At 59.7% G+C, this 18720-nt stretch carries 18 protein-coding genes and 1 pseudogene; 6 read left to right on the top strand and 13 right to left on the bottom strand.

Annotated elements, in window-relative coordinates; translation table 11 throughout:
* Positions 1–72: 72 nt before the first annotated feature.
* Positions 73–393 (bottom strand): annotated as a pseudogene (locus V0R60_RS15890) (hypothetical protein); the annotation flags it as partial.
* Positions 394–721: 328 nt separating this feature from the next.
* On the opposite strand from V0R60_RS15890, the gene V0R60_RS15895 reads away from it, so the two are divergent.
* On the top strand, positions 722–2782 hold the full coding sequence (locus V0R60_RS15895; protein ID WP_136478378.1) for an AsmA family protein: 2061 nt from the start codon (positions 722–724) through the stop codon (positions 2780–2782).
* Positions 2783–2861: 79 nt separating this feature from the next.
* Here V0R60_RS15895 and V0R60_RS15900 read toward each other — a convergent pair whose 3' ends face one another.
* Entirely contained in the window at positions 2862–3392 is a 531-nt protein-coding gene (locus V0R60_RS15900) for a ferritin-like domain-containing protein (protein WP_136478377.1), read from the bottom strand.
* Between the two features lie 87 nt (positions 3393–3479).
* Positions 3480–3833, bottom strand: a complete 354-nt coding sequence (gene osmE, locus V0R60_RS15905) for an osmotically-inducible lipoprotein OsmE (RefSeq protein ID WP_136478376.1) — start codon at positions 3831–3833, stop codon at positions 3480–3482.
* 123 nt (positions 3834–3956) lie between these two features.
* On the opposite strand from osmE, the gene V0R60_RS15910 reads away from it, so the two are divergent.
* A complete protein-coding gene (locus V0R60_RS15910; RefSeq protein ID WP_136478375.1) occupies positions 3957–4847 on the top strand; it encodes a lipase family alpha/beta hydrolase in 891 nt (296 codons plus the stop codon).
* On the opposite strand, the gene V0R60_RS15915 is transcribed toward V0R60_RS15910, so the two are convergent.
* On the bottom strand, positions 4828–5724 hold the full coding sequence (locus V0R60_RS15915) for a DMT family transporter (RefSeq protein WP_330080758.1): 897 nt from the start codon (positions 5722–5724) through the stop codon (positions 4828–4830). The genes V0R60_RS15910 and V0R60_RS15915 overlap by 20 nt on opposite strands.
* A gap of 98 nt (positions 5725–5822) precedes the next feature.
* Between V0R60_RS15915 and V0R60_RS15920 the strand changes: the two genes are divergently transcribed.
* Positions 5823–6623, top strand: a complete 801-nt coding sequence (locus tag V0R60_RS15920) for an AraC family transcriptional regulator (RefSeq protein WP_330080757.1) — start codon at positions 5823–5825, stop codon at positions 6621–6623.
* Positions 6624–6669: 46 nt separating this feature from the next.
* A complete protein-coding gene (locus V0R60_RS15925) occupies positions 6670–7677 on the top strand; it encodes an AI-2E family transporter (protein WP_330080756.1) in 1008 nt (335 codons plus the stop codon).
* Positions 7678–7746: 69 nt separating this feature from the next.
* Here V0R60_RS15925 and V0R60_RS15930 read toward each other — a convergent pair whose 3' ends face one another.
* Positions 7747–9012 (bottom strand): Hsp70 family protein, encoded by a 1266-nt coding sequence (locus V0R60_RS15930; RefSeq protein ID WP_136478371.1) that lies wholly within the window; start codon positions 9010–9012, stop codon positions 7747–7749.
* Positions 9013–9171: 159 nt separating this feature from the next.
* On the opposite strand from V0R60_RS15930, the gene cbpA reads away from it, so the two are divergent.
* Together cbpA and V0R60_RS15940 are read left to right on the top strand one after the other, a co-directional pair.
* Positions 9172–10119, top strand: coding sequence for a curved DNA-binding protein (cbpA, locus tag V0R60_RS15935; protein WP_330080755.1), 948 nt, complete (start codon positions 9172–9174; stop codon positions 10117–10119).
* Between the two features lie 2 nt (positions 10120–10121).
* Positions 10122–10427 carry a chaperone modulator CbpM gene (locus tag V0R60_RS15940; protein WP_136478369.1) on the top strand — a complete coding sequence of 102 codons (306 nt, stop codon included), beginning with the start codon at positions 10122–10124 and terminating at the stop codon, positions 10425–10427.
* A 46-nt stretch (positions 10428–10473) separates the two neighbouring features.
* Here the strand turns inward: V0R60_RS15940 and V0R60_RS15945 are convergent, their stop codons facing one another.
* The 8 genes from V0R60_RS15945 to cycA form a co-directional block, all read right to left on the bottom strand.
* A complete protein-coding gene (locus V0R60_RS15945) occupies positions 10474–10995 on the bottom strand; it encodes a GNAT family N-acetyltransferase (protein WP_330080754.1) in 522 nt (173 codons plus the stop codon).
* Positions 10996–11001: 6 nt separating this feature from the next.
* The gene (locus tag V0R60_RS15950) at positions 11002–11532 is read right to left on the bottom strand and encodes a GNAT family N-acetyltransferase (RefSeq protein ID WP_330080753.1); all 531 of its coding nucleotides are present in this window, start codon (positions 11530–11532) and stop codon (positions 11002–11004) included.
* A gap of 36 nt (positions 11533–11568) precedes the next feature.
* The gene (urtE, locus tag V0R60_RS15955; protein ID WP_136478366.1) at positions 11569–12267 is read right to left on the bottom strand and encodes an urea ABC transporter ATP-binding subunit UrtE; all 699 of its coding nucleotides are present in this window, start codon (positions 12265–12267) and stop codon (positions 11569–11571) included.
* 31 nt (positions 12268–12298) lie between these two features.
* Positions 12299–13159, bottom strand: a complete 861-nt coding sequence (urtD, locus tag V0R60_RS15960) for an urea ABC transporter ATP-binding protein UrtD (protein WP_375547297.1) — start codon at positions 13157–13159, stop codon at positions 12299–12301.
* A complete protein-coding gene (gene urtC, locus V0R60_RS15965; RefSeq protein ID WP_136478365.1) occupies positions 13156–14235 on the bottom strand; it encodes an urea ABC transporter permease subunit UrtC in 1080 nt (359 codons plus the stop codon). The genes urtD and urtC overlap by 4 nt, the downstream gene beginning before the upstream one ends.
* Positions 14235–15731, bottom strand: coding sequence for an urea ABC transporter permease subunit UrtB (gene urtB / locus V0R60_RS15970; RefSeq protein ID WP_136478364.1), 1497 nt, complete (start codon positions 15729–15731; stop codon positions 14235–14237). The genes urtC and urtB overlap by 1 nt, the downstream gene beginning before the upstream one ends.
* 96 nt (positions 15732–15827) lie before the next feature.
* Positions 15828–17093 (bottom strand): urea ABC transporter substrate-binding protein, encoded by a 1266-nt coding sequence (gene urtA, locus V0R60_RS15975; RefSeq protein ID WP_330080752.1) that lies wholly within the window; start codon positions 17091–17093, stop codon positions 15828–15830.
* A gap of 204 nt (positions 17094–17297) precedes the next feature.
* Entirely contained in the window at positions 17298–18713 is a 1416-nt protein-coding gene (cycA, locus tag V0R60_RS15980; RefSeq protein WP_330080751.1) for a D-serine/D-alanine/glycine transporter, read from the bottom strand.
* Positions 18714–18720: the final 7 nt, after the last annotated feature.

Here is an 18720-nt window from a genome sequence, read left to right on the forward strand (position 1 = left end):
CCGGTCAGTTGACCGGGCTGGGAGGGGAACCGTTGCAAGGCTGGTAACTCTTGTTTTCTGGCATGGGCGTTAGCTCACGCGTTGGTTTTTTTCGATCAGGCGATCAGAGCCACCTTCAGCAACACGCACGTTGCGCTCCAGCAGACGATCCGAGCCACCTTCGGCGACGCGGTTATTGCGCTCCAGGAGACGATCCGAGCCACCTTCGGCGACGCGATTGTTGCGTTCCAACAGACGATCGGAACCGCCTTCGGCCAGGGTGTTCAGCGGTTGCGAGATGACCGTAGTACTGCTACGTGATTCAGCGGTCAGGCTTTGTTCGCTGGCTGGGATGGCGAAAGCATTGGCAGCCAGGATGGACAGGGAAAGGCTCAGCAGCAATTGGCGTTTCATTGTTCGGTGCTCCTAGGTGGGGCTGGAAAGTGAGTACGGAGCCAATGCTACGCCCGGGGGCGGCAGATAAAAGTTCATAAAGATAATGGTAACAATCAACCGAATTGATGTTTTGCAGCGATGGCTCTAGCACAGTATTTACAGGGCTATCGAGAGAGTTCGCAGGTGCTGCTGGCGAGATTGATTGCGGCGTTCATTGATGAGTGACCGAGGGAAAAACCTGTTTTTTCGTCGTCAATTTAAACCCCTGGGGTTTTCATCAGTCCCATAGTTTAAGTGCCATCAAAACGCCCACCTTTTATCTGGTGGTCGTCAGGAGAATCATGCAATGACGCGCCCCGTGAAAATCCTTACCTGGACCCTCGCCAGCTTGCTACTGGTTCTCGCACTTGTGGTGATCGTCATTGCCACATTCGACTGGAACCGGATCAAGCCGACCCTCAATGCCAAGGTCTCGGAGGCACTGCACAGGCCCTTCGCCATTAACGGCAACCTCGCTGTACGTTGGCAGCGCGAGCCTGAGGAGGGGGGGTGGCGAGCTTGGGTACCGTGGCCGCGCTTCATCGCGGACGACTTGACGTTGGGTAACCCGCAGTGGCTCAAGGAGCCGCAAATGGTGGGTCTCAAACGTGTCGAGTTTCGCTTGTCACCCCTGCCGTTGCTGTTCCAGCGTATCGTGATTCCGCGTATCGATTTGAACCAACCCACAGCCAGCCTGAAACGCCTGGCAGATGGGCGCGCCAACTGGACCTTCGACTTCGGCCCCAAGGATGAGAATGCCGAACCGTCGCCGTGGGTGCTGGATATCGGCGCCATTGGTTTCGACAAGGGCCAAGTAAGCCTTGATGACCAAACGCTGAAAACGACCCTGGATGTGCAGATTGATCCGCTCGGCAAGCCCATACCTTTCAGCGATATTGTTGGTAAGGCCTCGGCGCAGAAAGCTGGCAATGCCCAGGACTATGCATTCGGTCTCAAGGCCAAGGGACGTTACAAGGGCCAGGCGCTTTCCGGCTCTGGCAAGATTGGCGGGCTGCTGGCGTTGCAGGACGCCAGTCAGCCGTTCCCTTTGCAGGCCGACATACAGATCGCCGATACCCGGGTAGCCCTTGCCGGTACCCTGACGGATCCGCGTAACCTCGGCGGGCTGGACCTGCGTCTGCGCCTTTCGGGTGCCAGCCTGGGTAATCTCTATCCGCTTACCGGTGTAACCCTGCCGGATTCGCCGCCTTATTCCACTGATGGGCATCTGACGGCCAAACTACATGAGCCTGGGGGGGCGCTGTTTCGCTACCAAGGCTTCAACGGCAAGATCGGTGACAGTGATATTCACGGCGACCTCACCTTCGCCTCCAGACAGCCACGGCCCAAACTCAGTGGCAACCTTGTTTCCAATCAATTGCTGTTCAAGGACCTTGCACCGCTGATCGGTGCAGACTCCAACGCTGAGCAAAAGGCGCGGGGCGGGGCCAGCAAACAACCTGCGGGCAAGGTGCTGCCGGTCGAGGAATTTCGTACCGAGCGTTGGCGGACCATGGATGCCGACGTGACCTTCAGCGGCAAACGGATCGTTCACAGCGAGGATTTGCCCTTCACTGATCTCTCCAGTCACTTTGTACTTGACGATGGCGTGCTGCGCCTGGAGCCGCTGCGCTTTGGTGTGGCAGGCGGCAAGCTCGATGCGCAGATACGTCTCGATGGACGTGCAGTTCCTTTGCAGGGGCGGGCCAAACTCAGTGCCAGAGGCTTCAAGCTCAAGCAGTTGTTCCCGACTTTCGAGCCGATGAAGACCAGCTTCGGCCAGCTCAATGGCGATGCGGACTTGAGCGGACGGGGCAACTCGGTGGCGAAGTTGCTGGCAACCTCAAATGGTGAGCTGAAGATGCTCATCAACGATGGTGCGATCAGCCGCGGCTTGATGGAAATTGCCGGGCTTAATGTTGGCAACTATGTGGTGGGGCAATTGTTCGGTGACAAGGAAGTGAAGATCAACTGCGCGGCAGCCGACTTCGGGATCAAGGACGGCTTGGCGACCACTCGGCTGTTCGTATTCGATACTGAGAACGCGATCATCTATATCGACGGAACGGCCAACTTTGCCAGTGAACAGCTGGATCTGAAAATCAATCCCGAGTCCAAGGGCTTGCGGCTGTTTTCATTGCGCTCGCCCCTGTATGTGCGCGGGCCTTTTGCCAAACCAAGCGCAGGTGTACAGGCGGTGCCGTTGGCCTTGCGCGGCGCGGGTATGGTAGCGCTGGGGCTGGCGGTCGGCCCGGCGGCGGGCTTGCTGGCGTTGGTGGCGCCGGGTGGCGATGTGCCCAATCAGTGCACGCCGTTGCTGGAGCAAATGAAGTCGGGCAAGGCACCGCGATCGGTCAAAGCGGGTTAAAAAGTCCAGGAGGTGTCGCCGATGGGGGAGGGCTTGCTCAGCGATGGAGCAAGCCCTGCTTGCTGGGAGCGGGTAAGGTTCAAAGCCCTTTGAGCAGGTCCGCCATGTCGTCGGCGTGTTCTTCTTCCTGCGCCAGGATGTCTTCGAAGATGCGTCGGGTCGTTGGGTCGGATTCCCCAATGTACTGGATGATTTCGCGGTAGCTGTCGATGGCGATCCGTTCGGCAATCAGGTCTTCGAGGACCATTTCCTTGAGATTGCTGCCGGCAACGTATTGGGCATGGGAGTTTTTACTCAAGTTGTCGGGGTTGAGGTCCGGCTCGCCGCCCAACTGCACGATGCGTTCAGCTAGCTTGTCGGCATGCTCGAGTTCCTGGGTGGCGTGTTCGAGAAACTCGTCAGCGGCTACGCTGGCCTTGATCCCGCTGGCCATGTAGTAGTGCCGTTTGTAGCGCAATGCGCAGACCCACTCGGTGGCCAGCGACTCATTGAGCAGGCGCAGGATTTTTTCTCGGTCGGCGCTGTAGCCTTCGGTCACGGCGCCTTGTTCGACATGCTGGCGCGCACGTTCGCGCAAGGTTTTCACATCGGTCAGTTCAACGGTGCTCATTGTCATCTCCAGGCTGAAAACGGATTGCTTCACGCTCTGTAGGCGCATTGCCTGCGCAAGGTTAGAGCAAGCAATGCGTTGAGAGTTTTATACCTTGGCTTTGGCCTTCTCGACGGCGTCGTCATCTTGCTGACGTTGTTCGCAGGTCTTGAAACCCTTGTCGTCGACATGCCCGGTGGCATCAAAGCGCACGTAGTAGGCCTGTTGCTTGCCTTCATGGTTGAGGATGTAGTTGTTGCAGGTGCCACCATGAGGCAGGTCGATCACCGTGGAAGGGCTGCCGCCAATGGCAATGACCCGTTGCATGGTCATGCCGTCCTGCACTTGTTTCACCAGGGGTGCGTCACGGTAGGTGACGTAGTCGACGGGATTTTCCGGACGGCTGCCGCACGCAGTCAGGGCTGTGGTGGCCAGAAGGATTGCCAGGGTCTGTTTGTACATGGTCATGCTCCTTGCTGAAGGTCTACAGGGTTGGAACCACAGCGAGCGTCTGGAGTTCGATTGCGATTGCCATTGAAGTGCCTGTAGTGTTGGGCGACTTTCCACGGAACGGGGATTGCAGTCATGGCCCAAGGGCTCGCCACGCGTTATCCACTGGTGCTGGTACCGGGCATGCTCGGCTTTGTTCGACTGCTGCTGTACCCCTACTGGTTCGGTATCGTTTCAGCGCTGCGCCGGGGCGGCGCCAAGGTCTTCGCTATTCAGGTATCACCGCTCAATTCCACCGAGGTGCGCGGTGAGCAGTTGCTGCAGATCATTGAAGACATTCGGCGCCGTACGGGGGCCGACAAGGTCAATTTGCTCGGCCACAGTCAGGGCGCACTTACCGCCCGCTATGCGGCGGCCAAACGACCGCAATGGGTGGCTTCGGTGACCTCCATTGCCGGCCCCAACCACGGCTCGGAGCTGGCTGACTATGTGTTGGAACATTACCCCGCCGACAGCGCCCGAGGGCGTTTGCTCAAGGCCTTGCTGCATGCACTCGGGATCCTGATGGGCTGGCTCGAAACCGGCTGGCGCGGCCCCCGGTTGCCCATCGATGTGCGCGCTTCGCACCATGCCCTGACCTGCGCTGGCGTTGCCGTGTTCAATCAGTCTTATCCACAGGGTTTGCCCAGCACGTGGGGCGCAGAGGGGGCGGCCGAAGTCAACGGCGTGCGTTATTACTCCTGGTCCGGGACGTTGCAGCCCGGTTTGACTGACAAGGGCTTGAACCGCCTGGATGGCAGCAACCGATTCTGTCGCTTGTTTGCGCGCACCTTCGTGCGCGAGTCCGGACAGTGCGATGGCATGGTCGGGCGCTACAGCTCGCACCTGGGCCAGGTGATCGGCGATGACTACCCGCTCGACCACCTGGATATCGTCAATCAGTCATTGGGCGCGGTAGGCAAGGGCGCCGATCCGCTAAGGCTGTTCACCGAGCATGCGGCGCGACTCAAGGCTGCCGGGTTGTAGCGGGAACCGGACGCACTGGGGTTTTCCAGCGTTCGGCAAGGATTACGCCGGCCAGGGTCATCAGGCCGCCGACCAGGTGATACAGCGCTAGCTGTTCATTCAATACCAAGGCCGCGATCACCGCCGTGATTGCCGGCAGCAGGTTGAAAAACAGCGTGGTGCGGCTTGGCCCCAGGCGGGTAACGGCTTGCATCCAGGCCAGTGGTGCAACCATCGAGGCGAGCACGCAGGCGTACAGCACCAACCCTATGTTGCCGGTGCCCAGACCGGTCTTTTCCGAGAACAGAAACAGCGGGAACAGCACAATGATCGCCACCAGCACCTGCAAATACAGCAACAGCAGTGGCGGGAGCCGTAGCTGCCATTTTTTCAGCAAGGTGCTGTACAGCGCGTAAGCCAGCGTGGCGATCAACATCAGCGCATCGCCGCCGTTGAGGCCATGTTGCAGGAGCAATCCCAGGTCGCCGCCTGACACCACGACCAACACGCCGATAAAAGACACCAGCGCCCCGATCAAGGCGCCGAAGGTCAAGCGCAGGCCCAGACTGATGATGGCCATTGCCAGGGACATCAGCGGCATCAACGAGAGGATGATGCCCATGTTGGTCGCACTGGTTACGGCGGCGGCGAAATAGGCCAGGCTCTGGTACACCGCCATACCCAGCACGCCGAGAATGAAGATCTTGCCCAGGTTCGGGCGGATGTGCGCCCAGTTGCGCAGCATCGGCCTCAGCAGGAAGGGCGTGAACAACAGCCCGGCCAGCAGCCAGCGATAGAAACCGATTTCGGCGGGAAAAATGGCCCCGGCCGACATTTTGGTGATCACGGTGTTGCCGGCCCAGATCAGGATAGCCAACAGCGGAAACGCATAATTCATGTCGCAGAAACTCGTATGGGTACAGGACACTATTATCCACGTGTCTGTTCTGTTGCTTATACTTGTATCCAGACAACCGGCCCATTGATCCAGACAACATGTCGCGCAAATACGTCAATATCCCTACATTCGCCGCCTTACCGGCACCGGTCTATTTCCGCTACGACGAGTTCGGCGCCGATACTCATGGCCCTGCGCATCGTCATGACTGGGGGCAACTCAATTACACCGCCCACGGCATCATGCACCTGGAAATAGACGGGCAGCGTTTTGTCTCGCCGCCGCACTATGCAGTCTGGGTGCCACCAGGCACTGAACACAGTTGCTACAACCCCCAGGCCATCGTCTACCGCTCGGTGTACCTGGATCGTGCGCTGTGTCAGGCATTGCCGGCGCAGCCGTGCACACTGGTCATCAGCGAGATCCTCAAGGCCATCCTCGGCGACTTTGCCCGGCGTGACGTCAATATTCCCGAGGATGACGCGGATCGGCGACTGGCTCAGGTGCTGGTCGATCAACTGCGCCAGGCACCCACCCAAACCTGCTTTCTGCCCTTCGCTCGCAGTGCCGGCCTGGATGGCATTCTCCAGGCGTTACAGGCTGCTCCTGCGGACAACCGGCCATTGGCCAATTGGGCCGCCAGTGTCCATGTCAGTGAACGCACCTTGGCGCGTCAATTTTTGCGTGAGTTGGGCATCAGCTTTGGCGAGTGGCGTTTGCGTCTGCGTTTTCTCCGGGCGATCGACGCGCTGGAGCAGAACCTGCCGATCCAGCAGATTGCCTATGACCTGGGCTACAGCAGCCCCTCGGCGTTTATCGCCATGTTCCAGCGTCATGCCAACTGCACGCCAGAGCAATATCGACGTCAGGCTCGTACTGCCACTATGCCTGCCCGGTGAAGGCTGGCAGACTGCGCCTTTCCCTGCAGTTGCCCTTTGAGGTTGTATGACCTTTACCCCGCGCCAGATCAAAATGGCCAGTTGGATCATCGTTTTCGCCGGCCTGCTGCTGGTGCTTCCGCTCAAGTTGTTGCCCAGCCTGTTGGCGGGCCTGCTGGTGTTCGAGCTGGTCAATATGCTCACCCCCAAGTTGCAGCATTTGATTGCTGGAGAGCGTGCGCGCTGGTTGGCGGTGGCCTTGCTCGGCACCCTGGTGGTCAGCACCCTGACGTTGCTGTTTGCCGGCGCGATCAGCTTTTTGCTGCACGAGGCCGAGAATCCTGGCGCATCGCTGGACAAGTTCATGCTGCTGGTGGATCAGGCTCGCGGACAGTTGCCGCCCTTCGTTGATGCCTACTTGCCCGCCAGCGCAGCGGAGTTCAAGGTGGCTATCGGTGTATGGCTCAAGACCCACCTGGGTGAGCTGCAACTGGTGGGCAAGGGCGCTGCGCACATGTTCGTCACCCTGTTGATCGGCATGATCCTGGGTGCAATCGTGGCGTTGCAGCGTCTGCCTGATATCTCCCGTCGCAAACCGCTGGCTGCAGCGCTGTTCAATCGCCTGGCGCTGCTGGTGCAGGCGTTTCGCAACATCGTTTTCGCACAGATCAAGATTTCCCTGCTCAACACCTTTTTCACCGGCATCTTCCTGGCGCTGGTGTTGCCGATGTTCGATGTGCACCTGCCGCTGACCAAAACCCTGATTGTGCTGACATTCCTGCTGGGCCTGTTGCCGGTGATCGGCAATCTGATGTCCAACACCTTGATTACTATCGTCGGCTTGTCACTGTCGATCTGGGTGGCCATGGCGGCGCTGGGCTATCTGATTGTTATCCACAAGGTCGAGTATTTTCTCAACGCACGGATTGTCGGTGGGCAGATCAGCGCCAAGTCGTGGGAACTGCTCTTGGCGATGCTGGTATGTGAGGCGGCGTTCGGGTTGCCGGGAGTGGTGGCGGGGCCGATCTACTATGCCTACCTCAAGAGTGAGCTGAGGCAGGCTGAGCTGGTGTAAGGCGTTGCTCACGGGGCAAGCCCGCTCCTGCCGGGAGAGTCCGGTGGAGTGGGCTTGTACGAAAAACCATCAGCCGTAGCGTTTACGCGCCTCAATTGCCAGACCGCTGCCGATGCTGCCAAAGATATTGCCTTCAACATGGCGTGCATTGGGCAGCATGGCCGCCACACTCTGGCGCAACGCCGGAATGCCGCTGGAGCCGCCAGTAAAGAACACCGTATCCACTTGGGCGACACCAACGCCAGCCTTGCTCAGCAGCTCGCTGACACTGCCGCGAACCCGCTCGAGCAGGTTATCGATAGAGGCCTCGAACAGTGCGCGGGACAGGTCCACGCTCAGTCCGGCCTCGACGCGCTTGAGGTCTACCAGGCGGCTGTCGGTATGGGTCAGCTCGATCTTGGTTTCTTCCACTTCCATGGCCAGCCAGTGGCCGGCACGCTGTTCGATCAGTTTGAACAGGCGGTCGATACCATTGGTGTCTTCGATGTCATAGCGCATGCTGCCCAGCGCCAGCTGGGATTTTTGCGAATAGACCGAGTTGATCGTGTGCCAGGTGGCCAGGTTCATGTGGTGACTGGTGGGCATGAACGCGCCGCTTTTCATCCGGCTGCCGTAGCCGAACAGCGGCATCACGCCTTGCAGGCTCAGTTGCTTATCGAAGTCGGTACCGCCGATGTGTACGCCGCCCGTGGCTAGAATGTCACTTTGACGGTCATCGATCATATGGCGCTCAGGGGCCAGGCGTACCAGAGAGAAATCCGAGGTACCACCGCCGATGTCGACGATCAATACCAGCTCTTCACCCTGAATGCTCGACTCATAGTCGAACGCTGCGGCAATCGGTTCATATTGGAATGACACTTCTTTGAAGCCGATTTTCTTCGCAACTTCCGCGAGGGTATCTTCGGCTTCTTGGTCGGCAGCCTGGTCGTCATCGACAAAATGTACCGGGCGGCCAAGCACGACTTCATCGAAAGTTCGGCCAGCGTTGGCTTCGGCGCGCTTCTTCAGTTCGCCGATGAACATGCCCAGCAGGTCCTTGAACGGCAGTGCGGTGCCAAGCACGCTGGTGTCGTGCTTGATCAGCTTGGAGCCCAGCAGGCTCTTGAGCGAGCGCATCAGACGGCCTTCATAACCTTCGAGGTATTCGTGCAGGGCAAGCCGGCCGTAGGCCGGGCGGCGCTCCTCGATATTGAAGAACACTACCGACGGCAGGGTGATCTTGCCGTCTTCCAGGGCGATCAACGATTCCTCGCCAGGGCGATGCCAGCCGACGGTGGAATTGGAGGTGCCAAAGTCGATGCCGCAGGCACGGGCCGGGGATGCGTCACTCATGGGTTGTACTTCCGGGGGAAAAACGGCCGCGCAGTTTATGCCAGTGGCCAGCAGAATCAAGACCGATTATCTGCTTTACAGCAAACCCAAGGGTGCCTTGAAAGGCTATGCTTGACCCCAATCTTCAGAAGCATTGAACAACTGATGGTGATTCCTTAGATGGACTTCAAAGACTATTACAAAATACTTGGCGTAGAGCCCACTGCGGATGACAAGGCGATCAAGACAGCCTACCGCAAGCTTGCGCGCAAGTATCACCCCGACGTCAGCAAAGAACGCGACGCCGAAGAAAAATTCAAGGAAGCCAACGAGGCCTATGAGGCCTTGAGCAACCCGGAAAAACGCGCCGAGTACGACGAGCTGCGCAAGTACGGTCAGCATGGCCGTCCGTTTCAGGGGCCGCCGGGCTGGGAAAACCGCAGTTCGGGCGGATTCGAAGGGGGCGACTTTTCCGACTTCTTCAGCTCGATCTTCGGTGCACGTGGCGGCAACGGCAATCCTTTTGGCCGCGGCCAGCAACGTAGCGCCGGTCGGCGAGGGCAAGACGTGGAAATGGAACTGGCGATTTTCCTTGAGGAAACCCTGTCCGGAGAATCGAAGCAGATCAGCTTCCAGGTTCCGCAGTACAACGCCAATGGCCAGCGTACCGGTTTCACCACCAAGACCCTGAACGTGAAAATTCCGGCCGGTGTGACCGACGGCGAGAAAATTCGCCTCAAGGGCCAGGGTGCTTCGGGTATTGGCGGCGGCGCCAACGGCGACCTGTTCCTGACCGTTCGCATGGCACCGCACCCGCTGTTCGATGTCGAAGGTCATGACCTGATCATCACCGTGCCTCTGGCACCCTGGGAAGCCGCGCTTGGCACCAAGGTGGCGGTACCGACGCTGACCGGCAAGATCAACCTGACCATTCGTCCGGACAGTCAGAGCGGCCAACGCCTGCGCGTCAAGGGCATGGGCCTGGCGAACAAGCAGGGCGAGCGTGGTGATCTCTACGCGCAGTTGAAAGTGGTAATGCCTAGCCAGAGCGACGACGCAACCCGCGAGTTGTGGAGCAAGTTGGCGCAAAAGGCAGCGTTCAATCCGAGGACTCAATGGAGTAACTGATCATGCGCAGTACCCTGGTCGTTCAACTGGACATGCAGACCCTTTGTCGGGAAGCCGATCTACCGGCGGCCTATGTGATCGAAATCGTCGAACACGGCATTGTTGAACCTTCCGGGCGAACGCCGGAAGAGTGGTTGTTTGACGATCAGGCCGCGGTGTTGGCCAAACGCGCGGCGAAACTGCAGCGCGAGCTTGAGCTTGAGTGGGAAGGGGTGGCCCTGGCCCTGGAGTTGCTGGAAGAGGTTCAGCAACTGCGCAGTGAGAACAGCATGCTCAAACAGCGCCTGGGCAGGTTTGTACAAGACTGAAAGGCGATCTCACCATTGGGTGGGGGCGGATTTGCCCCGTGATTCCTTAGAGTAATTTGTAATACAGGGCTGTGGGCCGATAGGTGCCGTCTGGGCTGCAGGCGTACTGGGGAATTTCCCCGGCTTTGGTATAGCCAAGCGACTGATAGAAGGCCTCGGCCCCCGAGCCAGCCTCGGTATCGAGGTACAGCAAGCCGCGCTGCTTCTGCCGTGCCGAGGCTTCCAGCGCCTGCATCAACTGCTGCCCCAACCCCCGGCGCCGGGCCGAGTTATGCACCAGTAACTTTTGCACCTCGGCGCGGTTCAGGCCGTTGAGCTTCTGGCACAACCCCAACTGCACACTGCCCAATACTTCCTGGTTGTTGCTGACAACCCAAAGCAGAAGCTCACCGCTGATCATGCGCTGTTTGACTTCATCGAGGTAGCTGTTGGCCTGCTGCGCATCAATGTGTTCCAGAAAGCCTACCGAAGCGCCGTGGCGTACGGCATCAAGCAACAACGTCACCAAACCGTTGCGGTAGTGAGTAAAGCTTTCATGGGTGACACGATTGAGGTGCGCTGCATTCATAAAGCTTCACTCCAATGCGCGTGGGGAGGCGCCGGGGTTGAGGATCAACTGCATAAAGGTCAGGTCGAGCCAGCGCCCGAACTTGACGCCCACCTGTGGCATTTGCCCGTTCAGGGTAAAACCCAGGCGCTCGTGCACACGGATCGAGGCCGCGTTACCGCTCTCGATGGCAGCGACCATCACATGCTTGTCGCACGCTCGGGCGCGCTCGATCAGTGCCACCATCAGCTTGGGGCCCAGGCCGTTGCCGCGTTGATCGTTGCGGATATAAACCGAGTGTTCGACCGTATGGCGAAAGCCTTCAAAGGGTCGCCAGTCGCCGAATGAAGCATAGCCGAGCACTTCACCACTGATGCTGTCCGCCGCCACCAGAATCGGGTAGCGCTGGGCCTGGCGGGCATCGAACCAGGCCTGGCGATTGGCTAGATCAACGGGTTGTTCATTCCAGATCGCCGTGGTGTTGAGCACGGCGTCGTTGTAGATGTCGCGAATGCCCGGCAGATCGGAAGTTCCGGCGTCACGAATCAGATAAGTCATGGCAGCTTCTCGGACGTTTGCAAAATAGTGTTCAGGTTAAATGGTTACCAGGCCGCGTACACCTTCGGCCGCCATGTTTTCGCCGCGTCCGGCCTGAACAATTTCGCCCCGGGACATCACCAGGTACTGGTCAGCCAGCTCGGCGGCAAAGTCGTAGAACTGCTCGACCAGCAGGATGGCCATGTCCCCTCGGGCGGCCAGCTTACTGATAACCGCACCGATCTCCTTGATGACCGAGGGTTGGATACCTTCTGTAGGCTCATCGAGGATCAGTAAACGGGGCTTGCTGGCCAGGGCGCGGCCGATTGCCAGTTGCTGTTGCTGGCCACCCGATAAGTCCCCACCACGGCGGTGCTTCATTTGCAGCAGGACCGGGAACAGCTCATAGATGAATGGCGGGACGCTTTTGGCCTGACTGGCGCCGAAGCGCGACAGCCCCATCAGCAGGTTTTCTTCAACGCTCAAACGCGGAAAAATCTCCCGGCCCTGAGGTACATAGGCAATCCCGGCCTGCACGCGCTGGTGTGGCTTGAGTGCGGTGATGGTCTTGCCTTCCCAGTGCACGCTGCCTTCGCGGGTGGGCAGCAGGCCCATCAGGCAGCGCAGCAACGTGGTCTTGCCAACACCGTTGCGACCCAGCAGGCAGGTGACCTCACCCACCTTGGCCTCGAACGACAGGCCGCGAAGAATATGGCTGCCACCGTAATATTGGTGCAGAGAGTCAATTTTCAGCATGTAGTTGTCCTTGCCCCGCGATAGGGTCAAATCAGCGCCCCAGATAAACCTCGATCACCCGATCATCTGCCTGCACCTGCTCAAGCGAGCCTTCGGCCAGCACGCTGCCTTGATGCAGCACCGTGACATGGTCGGCAATGCTGCCGACAAAGCCCATGTCGTGTTCCACCACCATCAGCGAATGCTTGCCCGCCAGGCCCTTGAACAGTTCGGCGGTAAACTCGGTTTCGGCGTCGGTCATGCCCGCCACTGGCTCGTCGAGCAGCAGCAGTTGCGGGTCCTGCATCAACAGCATGCCGATTTCCAGAAATTGCTTTTGGCCATGCGAGAGCAAGCCGGCCGGGCGCTGAGCTTGGGTGTGCAGGCGAATGGTGTGCAGGACTTCGTCGATACGGTCCTTCTGCTCGCCGTTCAAGCGTGCGAGCAGGCTCGCCATTACCGACTTGTCAGCCTTCTGCGCCAGCTCCAGGTTCTCGAACACACTCAAGGCTTCGAACACCGTGGGCTTCTGGAACTTGCGGCCAATACCGGCCTGGGCGATCTGCACTTCGCTCATGCGGGTCAGATCCAGGGTTTCGCCAAACCAGGCCATGCCTGTTGTTGGCCGGGTCTTGCCGGTAATCACATCCATCAGCGTGGTTTTACCGGCGCCGTTGGGGCCAATGATGCAGCGCAACTCACCGACGCCGATGTACAGATTCAGGGCGTTGAGTGCCTTGAAACCGTCGAAGCTGACACTGATGTCCTCAAGGGTCAGGACGGTGCCGTGCCGTGTATCCAGACCTTCGCCTCGCGCTTGCCCAAGACCGATGGCCTCGCGCCCGCTACCTGCACCAAGGACCGGTTCGAGCATGAATTCCAGATGGACTGGCGGCAGGGGTATCGCTCTCATTGTTCACCTCGTTTCTTCAACAGCCCGACCACCCCTTTGGGCAGGTACAGGGTGACCAGAATGAACAGCGCCCCCAGGCAGAACAGCCAGTACTCGGGGAACGCCACGGTGAACCAGCTCTTCATGCCGTTGACCAGACCTGCGCCCAGCAGCGGGCCGATCAGGGTGCCGCGACCGCCCAGGGCCACCCACACCGCAGCCTCGATGGAGTTGGTCGGCGACATCTCGCTGGGGTTGATAATGCCTACCTGCGGCACATACAGCGCCCCAGCCAAGCCACAGAGCACGGCGCTGAGTACCCAGACAAACAGCTTGAATCCCCGTGGATCGTAGCCACAGAACATCAAGCGGTTTTCGGCATCGCGTAGCGCGGTCAGCACCCGGCCGAACTTGCTTCGCGCCAGGCGCCAGCCCAGGTAAAGGCTCAGTACCAGTAATGCGACAGTCAGCAGGAACAGCACCGCGCGGGTGCTTTGCGCGGTGATCTGAAAACCGAGAATACTGCGAAAGTTGGTGAAGCCATTGTTGCCACCGAAGCCGGTTTCGTTGCGAAAGAACAGCAACATCCCGGCGAACGTCAGGGCCTGGGTCATGATCGAGAAGTACACCCCCTTGATGCGCGAGCGGAAGGCGAAGAAGCCAAACACCAACGCCAGCAAACCAGGCGCCAGCACCACCAGGCACAAGGCCCAGGCAAAGTGCTGGGTGCCCGCCCAATACCAGGGCAGTTCGGTCCAGGACAAGAAGGTCATGAATGCTGGCAAGCCATCACCCGCGGCTTCGCGCATCAGGTACATGCCCATCGCATAGCCGCCAAGGGCAAAGAACAGGCCGTGGCCCAGTGAAAGCATGCCGGCATAGCCCCATACCAGATCAAGTGCCAGGGCAACAATGGCGTAGCAGAGGATCTTGCCGACCAGCGTCAGGGTGTAGGCCGACACCTGCAGGCTGTGCCCCTCGGGCAGCAACGACAGCAACGGCAAGGCCAGCAATACCGACAGGACCATAGCGCCAACCGCCAGGGTCCAACGCGCGCCGGCCTTCTGGCTGGCGATAACAAGCAGAGGCTGGTTCATCAGTCGATTACCCGTCCCTTGAGTGCGAAGAGACCTTGCGGGCGTTTCTGGATGAACAGAATGATCAGCGCAAGGATGAGGATCTTGCCGAGCACAGCACCGATCTGCGGCTCCAGCAGTTTGTTGGCGATTCCCAGGCCGAATGCCGCCCAGAGGCTGCCTGCCAGTTGGCCGACGCCCCCAAGTACCACCACCAGGAAAGAGTCGATGATGTAGCTCTGGCCGAGGTCCGGGCCGACGTTGCCAACCTGGCTCAGGGCAACCCCCCCAAGCCCGGCAATGCCGGATCCCAGGCCAAACGCGAGCATGTCCACGCGCCCGGTGGGTACGCCGCAGCAGGCCGCCATGTTGCGGTTCTGGGTGACGGCGCGCACGTTCAGGCCCAGGCGCGTGCGGTTGAGCAGCAGCCAGGTCAGCAACACCACGAACAGGGCGAAGCCGATGATCACCAAGCGGCTGTAGGGCAGGACAAGATTGGGCAGCACCTGAATTCCGCCAGAGAGCCAGCCAGGATTGGCCACTTCGACGTTTTGCGCGCCGAACAACAGGCGTATGGCCTGGATCAGGATCAGGCTGATACCCCAGGTAGCCAACAGGGTTTCCAAAGGTCGCCCATATAGATGGCGGATCACCGTGCGTTCCAGCAACATGCCCACGCCGGCACTGACGCAGAAGGCCACGGGCAAGGCGATCAGCGGGTAGAACTCGATGGCGCTCGGCGCGTAGCGTTGCAGCACAACCTGCACCACGTAGGTGGCATAGGCACCAAGCATCAGCATTTCACCGTGGGCCATGTTGATCACCCCGAGCAGGCCGAAGGTGATCGCCAGCCCCAAGGCAGCCAGCAGCAGAATCGAGCCCAGTGACAGGCCACTGAAAGCCTGGCCGAGCAACTCGCCAATCAACAACTTGCGCTTGACCTGGGCCAGGCTGGTTTCGGCAGCGGTGCGCACCTTGCTGTCGCTTTCTACGCCCGCTTCGAGCAAGGCTTCAAGCCGTGTACGGGCCATGGGGTCGCCGGTTTCACCGAGCAGGCGCACGGCCGCAAGGCGAACGGCAGGGTCGGCGGCAACCAGTTGCAGATTGGCCAGCGCCAGCCCGAGGGCGGCATGTACGGCGGCGTCTGCTTCGCTGGCGAAACGCCGGTCGAGGAACGCTACCTGTGCGGGTTGCGCACTTTTCTGCAACTGCTGGGCGGCAGCCAGGCGTACCTGGGCGTCATTGCTGAGCAGTTGGTGGCTGGCCAGGGCGTTATCCACAAGCCCGCGCAGTCGGTTGTTAAGGCGCAGCTTGCGCGTGTCGGTGGCGCTCAGGCGGCCTTGCTGCAGTTGAGTGAGCAGTTCAAGCCGGGCAGGGTCCGGTTGCGCTGCCCAGTCCTGAAGCAAGCGAGCCTGCTCGTTGGCTTTGGCAGCAACGAAATAGTCGGCATCGCTGGCCTGGGCGCTGAAGGGCAGCAGCAAGAGACCGAAGAAAAGGCACCAGAGAGCCTTGGGCATGACAATGTCCTTGTGGTGTGGGTGGGGGGCGCTATCGCGGGGCAAGCCCGCTGCCACAGGCGTTCGCGGTGGCAGCGGGTGTGCTCAGCGATTGGCTCAGTTACCCTTCACCGCATAGTCCGGTCGCTTGTCATTGCCGGGAATGAACGGGCTCCAGGGTTGCGCACGCAGCGGCTGCTCGGTTTCCCAGACCACATTGAACTGACCGTCGTCCTGGATTTCGCCGATCATCACCGGTTTGTGCAGGTGGTGGTTGGTCTTGTCCATGGTCAGGGTGTAGCCCGACGGGGCCTTGAAGCTTTGCCCGGCCAGGGCTTCGCGGACCTTGTCGACGTCAGTGGACTTGGCCTTTTCCACCGCTTGGGCCCACATGTGGATGCCGACGTAAGTGGCTTCCATTGGGTCGTTGGTTACCGCTTTGTCGGCGCCCGGCAGATTCTTGGCCTTGGCGTAGGCCTTCCAGTCACTGACGAATTGGCTGTTGACCGGGTTTTCCACTGACTCGAAGTAGTTCCACGCGGCCAGATGCCCGACCAACGGTTTGGTATCGATGCCGCGCAACTCTTCCTCACCTACCGAGAAGGCCACCACTGGCACGTCGGTGGCTTTCAGGCCCTGGTTGGCCAACTCTTTGTAGAACGGCACGTTGGAGTCGCCGTTGACCGTGGAAATCACTGCGGTCTTGCCGCCTGCAGAGAATTTTTTGATATTGGCAACAATGGTCTGGTAATCGCTGTGGCCGAAGGGGGTGTAGACCTCTTCGATGTCCTTGTCTGCTACGCCTTTGCTGTGCAGGAAGGCGCGCAGGATTTTGTTGGTGGTGCGCGGGTAGACATAGTCGGTGCCGAGCAGGAAGTAGCGCTTGGCCGCGCCGCCGTCTTCGCTCATCAGGTATTCCACTGCCGGGATCGCCTGCTGATTAGGCGCAGCACCGGTGTAGAACACGTTGGGCGACATTTCTTCACCCTCGTACTGCACGGGGTAGAACAGCAGGCCGTTGAGCTCCTCGAACACCGGCAGTACCGATTTGCGCGACACCGAGGTCCAGCAACCGAAGACCACCGCGACCTTGTCCTGAGTCAGCAACTGGCGGCCTTTCTCGGCAAACAGCGGCCAGTTCGACGCCGGATCGACCACCACCGCCTCGAGCATCTTGCCGTTGACGCCACCCTTGGCGTTGATCTGCTCGATGGTCATCAAGGCCATGTCCTTGAGTGAAGTCTCGGAGATCGCCATGGTCCCGGACAGCGAATGCAGGATGCCGACCTTGATGGTCTCGGCGGCCTGGATACTCCAGCTCAACCCCATCGCTACGATGGACGCGCTGAGGGTGAATGCCTTGATCAGACTGCGACGCTTCATAGTGCTCTCTCCGATGAGTTCGAATGTGCGGTAAGACAGATGGCGACTTCGAGGGAGAGCTTTAGCAAGGGCTGTGCCGGAACCTGCAATGGCTCTGGCACGGGCATCCGGAGATGGGAAGGAGAAAATCTGCACCCGCCTGGGGCTTTACCTGACAGGCGGTGCAGCCGATTGCGCCGCGTTGGTGCGCAATCGGCTTGAGGATCAGTTCTGCTGGGATTCCAGCTGCTGACGACTACGTCGCACGAACTGATAGGTCACTGCCAACAGTAGGAACCATAGCGGCGTGACGATCAACGCCTGACGGGTGTCGTTTTCAAGGCTCAACAACACCAGGATGAACGCGAAGAACACCAGGCACACGACGGACATGAAACGCCCGCCAGGCATCTTGTACTTCGAGGCCAGGTGCAGCGCCATGCGATTCTTGCGGTAGCTCAGGTACGACAACAGGATCAGGGTCCAGACGAACATGAACAGAATCGCGGACACCGTGGTCACCAGGGTGAAGGCTTCGATCAAGTCGGGAATCACGTACATCAGCGCCGCACCCAGGAGCAGGCAGGTGCAGGAGAAGTACAGGCCGTTGGCCGGCACCTTGCGGCTGGAGAGGTGTTCGAAGCTACGTGGTGCGTCGCCTTGTTGAGCCAGGCCAAAGAGCATACGGCTGGTTGAGAACACACCGCTGTTGGCCGATGAAGCCGCTGAGGTCAGAACCACAAAGTTGATGATGCTCGCCGCCGCCGGCAGACCCGCGAGAACGAACAACTCTACGAACGGGCTCTTGCCCGGCACCACATCGCGCCACGGGGTAACGACCATGATGGTGATCAGCGCGAGCACGTAGAAAATAATGATTCGCACGGGAATCGAGTTGATCGCGCGCGGTAGCGTGCGCTCCGGGTTCTTCGCTTCGGCGGCAGTGGTGCCTACCAGTTCGATACCGACGAAGGCGAACACGGCAATCTGGAAGCCGGCGAAGAAACCCATCAGGCCATGGGGAAACATGCCACCATCGTTCCACAGGTTGGCCAGATCGGCGGTGCGACCGGCGGGCGACTCGAAGCCCACCAGCACCATGTACAGACCGGTGCCGACCAGGGCCAGGATGGCGACGATCTTGATCATGGCGAACCAGAACTCGATTTCACCGAACATCTTCACCGTGATCAGGTTCAGCGACAGCAGCAGGCCGACACAGGCCAACGCTGGCGCCCACTGGGGAATATCGGGAAACCAGAACTGCGAGTAGGCGGAGATGGCAATGACGTCGGCAATACCGGTAATGATCCAGCAGAACCAGTAGGTCCAGCCGGTGAAGTAGCCCGCCCAGGGACCGAGCAGGTCGGCGGAGAAGTCGATGAACGACTTGTATTCCAGATTCGATAGCAGCAGTTCGCCCATGGCGCGCATGACGAAGAACAGCATGAAGCCGATGATCATGTACACGAAGATGATGGACGGGCCAGCCAGACTGATGGTTTTGCCCGAGCCCATGAACAGGCCGGTGCCGATAGCGCCGCCGATGGCGATTAGCTGGATATGACGGTTGGAGAGACTGCGTTCGAGGTGTTCGTGTGCATCAGGCGAGGGGTGTTGCGGGGACAGATTCGCGGTCATAGGCTAG

It is taken from the genome of Pseudomonas auratipiscis, assembly GCF_036324085.1.
Classification (GTDB): Bacteria; Pseudomonadota; Gammaproteobacteria; order Pseudomonadales; family Pseudomonadaceae; genus Aquipseudomonas; species Aquipseudomonas auratipiscis.

What these genes read in the sequence shown, in the direction of transcription:
- V0R60_RS15895 (WP_136478378.1), top strand. Translation starts at nt 722, where the DNA reads ATGACGCGCCCCGTGAAAATCCTTACCTGGACCCTCGCCAGCTTGCTA.
- V0R60_RS15900 (WP_136478377.1), bottom strand. Translation starts at nt 3,392, where the DNA reads ATGAGCACCGTTGAACTGACCGATGTGAAAACCTTGCGCGAACGTGCG.
- osmE (WP_136478376.1), bottom strand. Translation starts at nt 3,833, where the DNA reads ATGTACAAACAGACCCTGGCAATCCTTCTGGCCACCACAGCCCTGACT.
- V0R60_RS15910 (WP_136478375.1), top strand. Translation starts at nt 3,957, where the DNA reads ATGGCCCAAGGGCTCGCCACGCGTTATCCACTGGTGCTGGTACCGGGC.
- V0R60_RS15915 (WP_330080758.1), bottom strand. Translation starts at nt 5,724, where the DNA reads ATGAATTATGCGTTTCCGCTGTTGGCTATCCTGATCTGGGCCGGCAAC.
- V0R60_RS15920 (WP_330080757.1), top strand. Translation starts at nt 5,823, where the DNA reads ATGTCGCGCAAATACGTCAATATCCCTACATTCGCCGCCTTACCGGCA.
- V0R60_RS15925 (WP_330080756.1), top strand. Translation starts at nt 6,670, where the DNA reads ATGACCTTTACCCCGCGCCAGATCAAAATGGCCAGTTGGATCATCGTT.
- V0R60_RS15930 (WP_136478371.1), bottom strand. Translation starts at nt 9,012, where the DNA reads ATGAGTGACGCATCCCCGGCCCGTGCCTGCGGCATCGACTTTGGCACC.
- cbpA (WP_330080755.1), top strand. Translation starts at nt 9,172, where the DNA reads ATGGACTTCAAAGACTATTACAAAATACTTGGCGTAGAGCCCACTGCG.
- V0R60_RS15940 (WP_136478369.1), top strand. Translation starts at nt 10,122, where the DNA reads ATGCGCAGTACCCTGGTCGTTCAACTGGACATGCAGACCCTTTGTCGG.
- V0R60_RS15945 (WP_330080754.1), bottom strand. Translation starts at nt 10,995, where the DNA reads ATGAATGCAGCGCACCTCAATCGTGTCACCCATGAAAGCTTTACTCAC.
- V0R60_RS15950 (WP_330080753.1), bottom strand. Translation starts at nt 11,532, where the DNA reads ATGACTTATCTGATTCGTGACGCCGGAACTTCCGATCTGCCGGGCATT.
- urtE (WP_136478366.1), bottom strand. Translation starts at nt 12,267, where the DNA reads ATGCTGAAAATTGACTCTCTGCACCAATATTACGGTGGCAGCCATATT.
- urtD (WP_375547297.1), bottom strand. Translation starts at nt 13,159, where the DNA reads ATGAGAGCGATACCCCTGCCGCCAGTCCATCTGGAATTCATGCTCGAA.
- urtC (WP_136478365.1), bottom strand. Translation starts at nt 14,235, where the DNA reads ATGAACCAGCCTCTGCTTGTTATCGCCAGCCAGAAGGCCGGCGCGCGT.
- urtB (WP_136478364.1), bottom strand. Translation starts at nt 15,731, where the DNA reads ATGCCCAAGGCTCTCTGGTGCCTTTTCTTCGGTCTCTTGCTGCTGCCC.
- urtA (WP_330080752.1), bottom strand. Translation starts at nt 17,093, where the DNA reads ATGAAGCGTCGCAGTCTGATCAAGGCATTCACCCTCAGCGCGTCCATC.
- cycA (WP_330080751.1), bottom strand. Translation starts at nt 18,713, where the DNA reads ATGACCGCGAATCTGTCCCCGCAACACCCCTCGCCTGATGCACACGAA.